This window comes from Christiangramia qingdaonensis (genome assembly GCF_048381525.1).
GTDB lineage: Bacteria > Bacteroidota > Bacteroidia > Flavobacteriales > Flavobacteriaceae > Christiangramia.
Genome location: NZ_JBLWIM010000012.1, coordinates 1,263,828 through 1,274,415 on the forward strand (window position 1 = coordinate 1,263,828; position 10,588 = coordinate 1,274,415).

At 40.6% G+C, this 10,588-nt stretch carries 12 protein-coding genes and 1 pseudogene; 10 read left to right on the forward strand and 3 right to left on the reverse strand.

Features of this window, described 5'->3' with window-relative positions; all coding sequences use genetic code 11:
* Nucleotides 1-89: 89 nt before the first annotated feature.
* Together ACNI3T_RS10770 and ACNI3T_RS10775 are read left to right on the forward strand one after the other, a co-directional pair.
* Entirely contained in the window at nt 90-989 is a 900-nt protein-coding gene (locus ACNI3T_RS10770; RefSeq protein ID WP_418227784.1) for a DUF6268 family outer membrane beta-barrel protein, read from the forward strand.
* On the forward strand, nt 989-2,155 hold the full coding sequence (locus ACNI3T_RS10775) for a sigma-54-dependent transcriptional regulator (RefSeq protein ID WP_418227785.1): 1,167 nt from the start codon (nt 989-991) through the stop codon (nt 2,153-2,155). Before ACNI3T_RS10770 ends, ACNI3T_RS10775 begins: the two co-directional genes overlap by 1 nt.
* Here ACNI3T_RS10775 and ACNI3T_RS10780 read toward each other — a convergent pair.
* Nucleotides 2,152-2,757, reverse strand: a complete 606-nt coding sequence (locus tag ACNI3T_RS10780; RefSeq protein WP_322300876.1) for a hypothetical protein — start codon at nt 2,755-2,757, stop codon at nt 2,152-2,154. The genes ACNI3T_RS10775 and ACNI3T_RS10780 overlap by 4 nt on opposite strands.
* Nucleotides 2,758-2,835: 78 nt before the next feature.
* Between ACNI3T_RS10780 and ACNI3T_RS10785 the strand changes: the two genes are divergently transcribed.
* From ACNI3T_RS10785 to ACNI3T_RS10805, 5 genes are all read left to right on the forward strand, one after another.
* Complete coding sequence (locus ACNI3T_RS10785; protein ID WP_418227786.1) at nt 2,836-3,717, forward strand: PPK2 family polyphosphate kinase; 882 nt, start codon at nt 2,836-2,838, stop codon at nt 3,715-3,717.
* Between the two features lie 56 nt (nt 3,718-3,773).
* Nucleotides 3,774-5,189 carry a M20/M25/M40 family metallo-hydrolase gene (locus ACNI3T_RS10790; RefSeq protein ID WP_418227787.1) on the forward strand — a complete coding sequence of 472 codons (1,416 nt, stop codon included), beginning with the start codon at nt 3,774-3,776 and terminating at the stop codon, nt 5,187-5,189.
* Nucleotides 5,190-5,262: 73 nt separating this feature from the next.
* Nucleotides 5,263-6,627 carry an MATE family efflux transporter gene (locus tag ACNI3T_RS10795; protein WP_418227788.1) on the forward strand — a complete coding sequence of 455 codons (1,365 nt, stop codon included), beginning with the start codon at nt 5,263-5,265 and terminating at the stop codon, nt 6,625-6,627.
* A gap of 3 nt (nt 6,628-6,630) precedes the next feature.
* A complete protein-coding gene (locus ACNI3T_RS10800; protein ID WP_298247568.1) occupies nt 6,631-6,861 on the forward strand; it encodes a hypothetical protein in 231 nt (76 codons plus the stop codon).
* Nucleotides 6,862-7,428: a phosphatase PAP2 family protein gene (locus tag ACNI3T_RS10805; RefSeq protein WP_418227789.1), complete on the forward strand. Its 567-nt coding sequence runs from the start codon at nt 6,862-6,864 to the stop codon at nt 7,426-7,428.
* On the opposite strand, the gene meaB is transcribed toward ACNI3T_RS10805, so the two are convergent.
* Nucleotides 7,425-8,504 (reverse strand): methylmalonyl Co-A mutase-associated GTPase MeaB, encoded by a 1,080-nt coding sequence (gene meaB / locus ACNI3T_RS10810; RefSeq protein ID WP_418227886.1) that lies wholly within the window; start codon nt 8,502-8,504, stop codon nt 7,425-7,427. The genes ACNI3T_RS10805 and meaB overlap by 4 nt on opposite strands.
* A 101-nt stretch (nt 8,505-8,605) precedes the next feature.
* Between meaB and ACNI3T_RS10815 the strand changes: the two genes are divergently transcribed.
* A complete protein-coding gene (locus ACNI3T_RS10815) occupies nt 8,606-9,034 on the forward strand; it encodes an organic hydroperoxide resistance protein (RefSeq protein ID WP_418227790.1) in 429 nt (142 codons plus the stop codon).
* A gap of 2 nt (nt 9,035-9,036) precedes the next feature.
* Here the strand turns inward: ACNI3T_RS10815 and ACNI3T_RS10820 are convergent, their stop codons facing one another.
* Nucleotides 9,037-9,636 carry a DUF2911 domain-containing protein gene (locus tag ACNI3T_RS10820; RefSeq protein WP_418227791.1) on the reverse strand — a complete coding sequence of 200 codons (600 nt, stop codon included), beginning with the start codon at nt 9,634-9,636 and terminating at the stop codon, nt 9,037-9,039.
* 171 nt (nt 9,637-9,807) lie between these two features.
* Between ACNI3T_RS10820 and ACNI3T_RS10825 the strand changes: the two genes are divergently transcribed.
* A complete protein-coding gene (locus tag ACNI3T_RS10825) occupies nt 9,808-10,353 on the forward strand; it encodes an RNA polymerase sigma factor (RefSeq protein WP_322300868.1) in 546 nt (181 codons plus the stop codon).
* Nucleotides 10,337-10,588: pseudogene (locus ACNI3T_RS10830) on the forward strand (hypothetical protein); the annotation flags it as partial. The gene ACNI3T_RS10825 and the pseudogene ACNI3T_RS10830, both read left to right, overlap by 17 nt.

The following is a 10,588-nucleotide window of genomic DNA, read 5'->3' on the forward strand; positions in this document are numbered from 1 at the left end:
GAACGATATTACCATTCCGTTCCCGCAGCGAGATGTACATATGTTCTATCCACCAGGAAATAAGATGCCTGGTAAGCAAACTACTGCGAATGATGCATAAGTCCTGGATATTGATAGCATGTTTGCTGGGTTTTTCTTTTCTGAATGCCCAGACAGCGGATCTTGCCAGGATTGAATACACTTATTTTCCACAGAAAAATTCAGACAATTCCTTCCGAAGGTTTAGAGCACAGGTAGCTTACCCCATTGCACTAAAGAAAGATGGTGCTTACCTTGTGCCGAGTGTAGAATACAGGAACGTGAATTTCAAATTTGAAGATCCCACAGGATTTCAAACAACAGATCTTGACCGGTTTCAGTCTTTTACCGGCTCTTTAGGTTACACTTTCAAGTTTGGTAATGATTGGAGATTTGGAGCTGAAGGCGGCCTAAAGATCGCGTCAAATTTTTCTGAAAACTCTATACTTCAGGATGATCTCATCTATACTGGTTCTGTATTTTTTGTAAAAATAAGAGATAAGGAAGAGGTGGAAATTCCATGGAGACTTATTCTTGGGTTACGTTATAGTACAACTACCGGGTTTCCATTTCCACTGCCTATCGTAAGCTATTATAGAAAATGGGCAGAAAACTGGTCGTATACGGTAGGAATTCCGAAGACCAATATGAAATATCATTTTAGTGAAAATAGCGAATTACAGGCTTTTGTTACACTGGACGGGTTTTTCGCGAATATTCAGCGAAATATTGATACGCAGCCTTTAATTTTTAACGATAGACCAAAGGCAGAGAGTATATCCATGACAATATTGCTGAGTGGTTTAGGTTATCAATATAGTATTACCGACCATTTGAAGCTATATATTTATGGTGGACATACTTTATTGAACGATATTAGGTTGCGTGATGCAGATCGAGAGGATCTGTACACAATCAATGAAACAAATACATTTTACGCGAGAAGCGGAATAAAATTTACAATATTCTAATGGCAAAAATATTACTGATAGAAGACGAGGCAAGCATAAGACGTGTGCTGAATAAAATACTGAGTGAAGAAAGTAAGGATTATCATGTTACCGAAGCTGAAGACGGACTTGCAGGAATGGAACTGGTGAAAAATGAAGATTTTGACCTGATCCTTTGCGACATCAAAATGCCGAAAATGGATGGTGTGGAAGTACTTGAAGCGACTAAGAAGATCAAACCAGAAATTCCTGTTGTCATGATCTCTGGACATGGTGACCTCGATACCGCCGTAAATACCATGAAGGCTGGAGCTTTCGACTATATTTCAAAACCACCGGATCTTAATCGTTTGCTCAATACTGTTCGAAATGCACTTGATCGTAAGGAACTTGTTGTGGAAAATACCCGCCTGAAGAAAAAGGTAAGTAAGAATTATGAAATGATCGGCGATTCTGAAGAGATCAACAGGATTAAAGGAATGATTGAGAAAGTGGCGCATACCGATGCAAGGGTTCTAATCACTGGTCCAAATGGGACTGGAAAGGAACTTGTTGCGCATTGGTTGCATCAAAAAAGTGATCGCTCTAAAGGTCCTATGGTAGAAGTGAATTGTGCCGCGATCCCTTCAGAATTGATAGAAAGTGAACTTTTCGGACATGTAAAAGGAGCTTTTACTTCAGCAAATAAAGATAGAGCCGGGAAATTTGAAGCAGCTAACAAAGGAACTATATTCCTGGATGAGATTGGAGATATGAGTATGTCTGCTCAGGCAAAAGTATTGAGAGCGCTTCAGGAAAGTAGAATTTCCAGGGTTGGAAGTGACAAGGATATCAAGGTAGATGTAAGAGTAGTTGCGGCAACCAACAAAGACCTAAAGAAAGAGATCGAGGAAAATAATTTTAGAGAAGATCTTTACCATCGTCTTGCTGTGATCCTTATAGAAGTTCCTGCTTTAAAGAATAGAAAAGATGATATCCCACTTCTGGTAGACCATTTTAGTGAAAAGATCGCTACAGAACAGGGAACTAATAAGAAAGAATTCACAGCAGAAGCAATCGAATTACTAAAGCAGAGTGAATGGCGTGGTAACGTAAGAGAACTTAGAAACGTAGTGGAAAGGCTCATTATTCTTGGAGGTAAGGAAATTACCAGGGAAGACGTCGAGCTCTTCGGAAGTAGGTTCTAAGGTCTTTTATTTCTAGGCTTTTTAGGATCGTATTTAAGGAAATACATGGTGTCTCCACTTGGATGGTCCCATTCATGAAAAAGATCAAAACCAACCCGTTGGTAAACGATAGCATTCGTTCTACCGCGGGTTTCTGCATATAATTCCAGACCTGTATCGTGTGCAGTTCTAAAGAAAACATCTTTCATTTCCTTCCCTACCTGCGTATCTGCACCTCGGTATTCTTTTAGAATTCCCCAGAACCAGCAGTATAGATATTCACCTTCCTGAGGACGTTGATTCTTAATATACTTCTGTGTTTTGAGAATGTCCAGCGCATTTTTCACTCCAGTTACATTAGCAACCAGCTTAAGCTGAGACCATAGATCCTTCCAGATATTATTGTCCTTCTTACTGGTTTTGAAAAGAATGGCTATACCCTGGCGGTTTTCAGAAACGATAAGTGCATCTTTCTCAATGGCTTTATCTACCATGTGCGTAGCGAGGTATCTAAATCTCTGGTCACGGTTTCCATCCTTTTTTACGATATCCATGGAAGACGGGATCTCCTTTAAAAGTGTAGTGACCTTATCGATGATATCTTTTCTCTCTAATTTGTCCAAGCCGAATGAATTTGTGGCGAAGATAAAGAAATTAACTTTTATAAAGATTGTATCTTTAGTGGTTCATTTAATAATCTTATGAAGAAAATAGACCATACCCAGCTCAAAGTAACCGGTAATATTAAACTGAAAGAGAAGCCTACAAAAATAGAGATAGAAGCTTCAGAAGATGATATTAAAGACAAACTGAAAGATGTACGAAAGGAGCTCGGCGACTGGCAGGATGTACTTTATGCGCACCATAAATATAGCGTGCTGGTTTGCCTGCAGGGAATGGATACTGCTGGGAAGGACAGTTTGATCAGGGAGGTTTTTAAAGATTTCAATAGTAGGGGAGTCGTGGTGCACAGCTTTAAAACTCCTTCTCACAAGGAGCTAAAGCATGACTACTTGTGGCGACATTACATCGCCTTGCCAGAGCGTGGTAAATTCGGAGTATTCAATAGAACTCATTACGAAAATGTGCTGGTCACAAGAGTGCATCCCGGGTATATTATGAATGAAAATATTCCTGGGATCAACAGCGTTGAAGATATAGATGAAAATTTCTGGGATCAGCGTTTCGAACAGATCAGGAATTTTGAGGATCATGTTGCCCAGAATGGAACGATCATTTTCAAATTTTTCCTGCACCTTTCCAAAGATGAGCAACGTGACCGATTATTGAGAAGGCTTAACAAACCCAGTAAGAACTGGAAATTTTCTCCTGGTGACCTTAAGGAAAGAAAACTCTGGGATAAATACCAGGAGTGTTATGAAGCAGCGATCAATAAGACTTCTACGGAAAATGCTCCGTGGTATATCATCCCAGCCGATGATAAACCAACGGCAAGATACCTGGTTGCAAAGATCCTGAAGGATGAACTTTCGAAATATACGGAGGTGCAGGAGCCGGAACTTGCTCCGGAAATACTTGAAAATTTAGATCAGTATAAAGAAGAATTAAACGCTGAAAAATAGCAGCTTCGGTTTTCGAACTGTTTAAATTCTTTTAATTTGCGACCAAATCCCATTTAATGAAAAAATTACTTTGTACCCTGGCGCTGTCTTTCTTCGGAATTCATTCAGCAATGATCGCGCAATCTTCAGATTCTCTAAATATCAGGAAGATCTATGACATGTCGCTGCTAAATGGAAAAAGCTATGAATGGCTGGATCACCTGTCGAATCAAATAGGCGGTCGTTTATCAGGTTCTTTCAATGCTGAACAGGCGGTGGAGTATACTAAAAAGGAACTTGAGAATTTAGGTTTGAACAAAGTCTGGTTACAACCAGTAATGGTTCCAAAGTGGACTCGCGGAGAACGGGAATTTGCTTATGTGCAAACCGGTCCTGGGGATACTCGAAATTTGAACATTACGGCTCTTGGTGGTTCTATTGCTACGGCTGAAGGTGGTACGAAAGCCCAGGTGATAGAAGTACAGGGATTGGAGCAATTAAAAGAATACGGGGAAGAACAGATAAAAGGAAAGATCGTTTTTTATAACCGACCTATGCGGGCAGATCATATACTTACTTTTGAAGCTTATGGGGGTTGCGTGGACCAACGTTATTCTGGGGCAGAGGAAGCAGCAAAATATGGAGCTGTTGGCGTTATCGTTCGTTCTATGAATCTTCGAATGGATGATTTGCCACATACCGGTTCTATGAGTTATGGTGAATTAACAGAAGATCAAAAGATACCGGCGGCTGCAATATCTACCAACGATGCCGCATATTTGAGCAGTATGCTAAAGATTCAGAAGGACCTTCAGGTCTATTTTAAAATGAATTGCAAGAACTTTCCAGATGTGCAGTCATATAATGTAATTGGTGAAATTACTGGTTCTGAAACTCCAAATGAGATCATGGTCGTAGGTGGTCACCTTGATTCGTGGGATCTTGGAGATGGTGCTCACGATGACGGCGCAGGAGTGGTGCAATCTATGGAAGTCCTTAGATTACTGAAAGAAACCGGGTATCAACCTAAAAAAACGCTACGTGTTGTATTATTTATGAATGAAGAAAATGGTCTTCGTGGAGGAAACAAATATGCTGAGGTTGCAAAGGAAAAAAATGAAGATCATGTATTTGCACTTGAAAGTGATTCGGGAGGATTTACTCCAAGAGGGTTTACTTTCAACGCGAGCGATTCTCAGTTCGATAAAGTTCTGTCCTGGAAGCCATTTTTTGAGCCATACCTTATTCATTATTTTGAAAAAGGTAGTGGCGGAGCTGACATTGGTCCGCTGGAAGGAGGCGATACGGTGCTCGCCGGATTAAGACCAGATTCCCAACGCTATTTCGATTATCACCATGCTGCGAATGATACTTTTGATGCGGTAAATAAAAGAGAACTGGAATTGGGTGCGGCAACGATGGCTTCCCTGGTTTATCTTGTAGATAAATACGGACTGGAATCTATTTCCAATACACCACAATTAAAGAAGTAGGAAGCGAATTATTTGAGGTCATTTCTTTAAAAGATATTTAAAGGCTCTACCTTTGCAAACTTAAATTCGAGCTTTGCAATTATCAGCTTATACGAAAGAATTCGGTAAAAACCTGAAAATCGCCTACCCGGTGATGCTCGGGCAGTTGGGGCATGTCATGGTAGGCCTTGTTGATAATTTGATGATAGGGAGATTGGGTGCCGCTCCGTTGGCTGCAGTTTCACTGGGAAATGCATTGGTTTTTATAGCAATGTCTTTGGGTATAGGTTTTAGTTTTGCTATCACCCCTCTTATTGCTGAAACCGATGGTGCTGATGATGTGGAAGGTGGTCGAAGTTATTTTCACCACGGTCTTATTCTCTGTACGCTTAATGGATTATTCTTATTTATCATACTGCTTGTCGCAAAGCCATTGCTGTATTATCTTGATCAACCACCAGAGGTAGTTGACCTGGCCATTCCCTATCTTAATATTGTGGCTCTTTCCATGTTGCCACTAATGGCCTTCCAGGCTTTTAAACAATTTGCAGATGGCCTCTCACAAACCAGGTATGCGATGTATGCGACCTTACTGGCGAATGTGGTAAATGTTGTTTTCAACTATATTCTTATTTACGGGATCTGGATATTTCCACGTCTGGAGCTTGAAGGAGCTGCCTGGGGAACCCTGATCTCAAGATTTTTTATGCTCTGGTTCGTTTGGGAGATACTCCGTAGGAAATCCAAATTTGCCGAGTACTTTAAATGGTCTAAAAAGGAAATGCTGAAATGGAGCATTTTTAAAAGATTGTTATCCCTTGGATTTCCAACAGCTTTACAAATGCTTTTTGAAGTAGCCATCTTTACTGGGACGATCATTCTGGCTGGAAACCTGGGAACGAATCCGCAGGCTGCAAACCAGATCGCTCTTAACCTGGCAAGTATGACCTTTATGATTGCGGTTGGATTGGGCGTAACCGCAACTATTAGAGTCGGAAATCAGGTTGGATTAAAAAAATATCGGGAATTAAGACGAATAGGAATATCGATCTTCCTTTTGGTTTTCCTTATTGAAGCTGTATTCGCACTCTTATTTGTACTGCTGAAGGATATTTTACCAACATTTTATATAGACAATGCTGAAGTAATCTCACTTGCCGCACAATTACTGGTGATAGCAGCCTTATTTCAATTGAGCGATGGCATACAGGTCGTTATCCTTGGCGCTTTAAGGGGACTGCAGGACGTAAAGATCCCCACGGTATTCTGTTTTATCGCCTACTGGATCATTGGCTTTCCGGTGAGTTTTTATTACGGCCAGCCAGAAAGGCTTGGTAGTATGGGAATCTGGCTTGGTTTACTGGCCGGTTTAACGGCTTCAGCAATTATGTTATATTTCCGATTCAATTATCTAAGCCGAAAATTGATTAGAACTAAAGAAGCAAAATTAAACACATAAACTATGGAATTACCAAAGTTCATATTAGGTGATAATACAGATTATCCTGAATCAATATTCGTGGTGCATACCGAATTTCCACGCTTTGTCATCGATCTTAAAGACGATGAAGTAGAATGGCTGGAAGAATTTGATAAAGAGGATGAAAAAGAATTATCTGGTGAAATGGAAGGCATCATTAAAGATGCGTCTGAATTTTATGACCGCGAAGTAAGCCGTTACGAAGAGAGCTAAATGGAGAAATTAGTAGCCCTGGACAAAGAACTTTTTCTGTATCTCAATAACCTGGGGGCAGAAGAGTGGGATTGGCTTTGGATCGCGATCAGTGATAAATGGATGGCGATTCCATTATATGCGCTATTACTCTATTTGATTTTTCGAAAATTCGGTTGGAAAGCCACGCTGCTAACGATGGTGGTAGTAACACTGCTTATTACGGCTACAGATCAGCTGGCAAATTTATTCAAGCATGGATTTGAAAGGCCCAGACCATGCCGACAAGAAGGAGTCATGGAATATGCAAGATATGTTGCAGAACGTTGTGGCAGGTTCGGTTATTTCTCTGCTCATGCTGCAAATTCAACTGGTGTCGCTGTTTTCCTCGGACTTTTATTCCGAAGAGCGTATCCTAAGATGCTTTTCTTGTTGAGTATCTGGGCACTTGTAGTTTCGTATAGCAGGATCTATCTGGGAGTACATTATCCGGGAGATGTCGTTACCGGGATATTGATAGGAATATGTTTTGGACTCTTATTCCATGCACTAAGGAAATATCTTTTTCTGAAGTTTCTGAAGGACTAGGATAACTTCAGCAGTGCACGGGCGGCAGTGAAAGCAGTAGTTTTATTTTCTTCGATTAATCTGAGTTGTTTTTCAAGTTCTATTTTAACTTTAGGATCATTATAGAACCGACTTTTCAGGTGATCATTAATACTCTGAAATAACCAGAACTTATTCTGTTCCTGCCGGTTGTGTTCGAAATGGCCGTTTTGTTCTGTGGAATTTTTAAATTCAGTGATCATTTCCCATACTTCGGAAATGCCATTTTCGTATAAAGCACTAATTAACTGTACCTGTGGTTTCCACTCGCTCGGTTTTGAAGGGTAAAGTTGAAGCGCACGTTTAAATTCAAGTCTTGCTTCACGGGCAGCTTTCTGATTCTCGCCATCAGCTTTGTTGATCACGATAGCATCTGCCATTTCTACGATGCCGCGTTTGATTCCCTGTAATTCATCACCGGCGCCAGCCAGTTTTAGAAGTAAAAAGAAGTCGGTCATACTATGAACTGTAGTTTCACTCTGTCCAACACCAACAGTTTCAATAAGAATGACATCAAAGCCTGCTGCTTCACATAGCAGAATGCTCTCCCTGGTTTTTCGAGCGACACCTCCTAAAGAATCGCCACTTGGCGAAGGACGAATAAAGGCATTTTTTTGAGTGACCAGTTTCTCCATACGTGTTTTATCTCCCAGGATACTTCCGTGAGATACGGAGCTACTGGGATCTACCGCTAGGACAGCAACCTTTTTACCCTGTTCTATAAGATAGGAGCCAAAACTTTCAATGAAAGTACTTTTTCCAACCCCGGGAACTCCGGTAATTCCAACGCGAATCGATTTTTTGGCGTGAGGCAATGCTCCTTCCACGATCGCTTCAGCCATTTCCTTATGCTTAAGTTGATTGCTTTCTACCAGAGTGATACTTCTTCCTAAAGCAGTTTTATTTCCTTCCAGCAAATCCTTCAGTAAAGATTTTCCCGAAGATTTATTACGGCGGGAATCTCTTATTCTACGGGCAGATTCTGCACTAACATTTCCGGAAGAATTATTGCTTTGAGATTCGCTTAGCGCAGACTTATGCTGATGTTCGTTCAAAATGAAGCGGTAATATTTATGAGAAAATTATGACTAGCTTTTTCAGGCATCTTTAAATGCTTGGTATATTGGAGAAAACTAAATTACTTAAATTATTTTACGCAATGAAGAATTTGTATAAAACTACAGTCACTACTCAGGGAGGTCGTAACGGGCACACTCGTAGTGAAGATGGTATACTGGATATGGAATTGAGAAAACCTAAAAGCCTTGGTGGTGATGGAGGTGACTATTCTAACCCGGAACAATTATTTGCAGCGGGATACTCTGCATGTTACGGTAGTGCCTTGGAGCATGTTGCCAAACAACACAAGATCGATCTTGGAGATTATAGCGTAACAGCTACCGTAAAACTGGGTCAGACAGATTCTGGAAATCTTCAGCTTTCTGCAATTCTGGATACTTACATTCCGGGAGTTGATGTAGAAACTGGTGAAAAGCTGGTAAATGAAGCTCACGAAGTTTGTCCTTATTCTAGAGCTACCAGAGATAACATAGATGTTACTCTAAACCTGATGCTGGACGAAGAATAATATCATCCAGATATAATAGTATTAGTTGAGGCGCCTGTAGGCGTCTCTTCTTTTTTTATAGGGATCTCTATTTTTACCTGATCCCAGGCAAGTTCCATGGAAACAAAGTCGCCGGCTTCTTCAAAAGAAATAGTGAATTGTTCGGTAATATCAGCAGATTTCTCAACTGGTCTCTCCAGTACCAGAGCGTCGTATTGCGGATCTCTATATGCTTTTTTATCCATGTCTATTCCCCAGGGATACATTTGATCGTTAAAGATCACTTTCCAGCTATCCTGCTTCGGAATGCTCCAAAGAGTATATTTTCCAGCCTTCAATAGACTTCCATCCACGAGAATATCTGAAGAGGTTTCAAAAGTTGTTGCTTCGTTTGCACCGGTTCGCCATACTTCATCATAAGGTACAAGTTTACCGAAGATCTCGCGATCTTTCATGTATGGCCGGTTGTAAAATACCTCCAATCCTATCCCGTTCTGCTCATAAGTAGCAACATCCTCAGGACTATGAGCTTTCGTAGTATATCTCATTATAAGCATTGTAAGTAAACCAGCGATGATCAGTCCTACGGCAATACTCAGGCCTGTTTTTAGTTTAGAGTTCATTTTCTAGCATTTATTATAACCTATCCAATAAACCTGCCATAAGGTTTACTTGCGCTAATCGCTTTAAATGTAAGAATATAGAGCGATTGTGAAATAAATTTCGGAATTTTTGCAACGCGGACTTTTATGGTTCGTCTTTAGAATGAACTAACCCATCAAAAACCAATCAAATTGATACAGCATAAGCTAATAGAAGCTTGCCAAAACAACAGCCGTAGGGCCCAGTTGAAGCTGTACAACAAATATTGTGACGGGATGTACTATGTGGCGTTGAGATTTATGAAGGATACGATGGAGGCCGAGGATGCCATGCAGGAAGCATTTATCAAAGCTTTCTCTAAGTTACATCAATTCAATGGCGAGGTCACTTTTGGTGCCTGGTTAAAGAAGATCGTGATCAATAAATGTCTGGACAAACTTAAGGCAAGAAAAATGGAACTGGTAGCCATAAATGAGCAAACGCTTGGCACCGTAGAAGAAGAGAATGACTGGCAGGTGGATGACGGGATCGGGATAGAAGAAGTGAAATTGAAAATGCAGGAGCTGCCCGAAAAATACAGGTATCCTTTGATGTTGTTTTTGGTGGAAGGATACGATCATGAAGAAATAAGCGAAATCCTGGATATTACCCAGGTGGCATCCAGAACTCTGGTGCATAGAGGAAAAAAGAAATTGCAGGAAGAATTAAAATACTTAAGTCATGGGACAGGATATTAGGAAGATGTTTCAGGAGAAGCCGGAACAGGAAGAACAGAAGCTTCAGTCAGGGCACCAACAACGTTTTGAAGAACGATTGAATAAGGCTATGCCTATGGAGAAAAAGAAGAACAATTTCTATTTTCTTCAGATAGCCGCAGGACTTATGATCGCGCTGGCTGTGGGAGCATTCTTATACTTCAGTAACAACGAAGCTGAAACAGTGAACTCACCGCAGATAGTCGAAACTCCTTCC

Excerpts from the sequence above, each read along its gene's own strand:
- ACNI3T_RS10815 (WP_418227790.1), top strand. The coding sequence starts at position 8,606 with ATGAAGAATTTGTATAAAACTACAGTCACTACTCAGGGAGGTCGTAAC.
- ACNI3T_RS10790 (WP_418227787.1), top strand. The coding sequence starts at position 3,774 with ATGAAAAAATTACTTTGTACCCTGGCGCTGTCTTTCTTCGGAATTCAT.
- ACNI3T_RS10785 (WP_418227786.1), top strand. The coding sequence starts at position 2,836 with ATGAAGAAAATAGACCATACCCAGCTCAAAGTAACCGGTAATATTAAA.
- ACNI3T_RS10820 (WP_418227791.1), bottom strand. The coding sequence starts at position 9,636 with ATGAACTCTAAACTAAAAACAGGCCTGAGTATTGCCGTAGGACTGATC.
- ACNI3T_RS10770 (WP_418227784.1), top strand. The coding sequence starts at position 90 with ATGATGCATAAGTCCTGGATATTGATAGCATGTTTGCTGGGTTTTTCT.
- ACNI3T_RS10775 (WP_418227785.1), top strand. The coding sequence starts at position 989 with ATGGCAAAAATATTACTGATAGAAGACGAGGCAAGCATAAGACGTGTG.
- ACNI3T_RS10800 (WP_298247568.1), top strand. The coding sequence starts at position 6,631 with ATGGAATTACCAAAGTTCATATTAGGTGATAATACAGATTATCCTGAA.
- ACNI3T_RS10805 (WP_418227789.1), top strand. The coding sequence starts at position 6,862 with ATGGAGAAATTAGTAGCCCTGGACAAAGAACTTTTTCTGTATCTCAAT.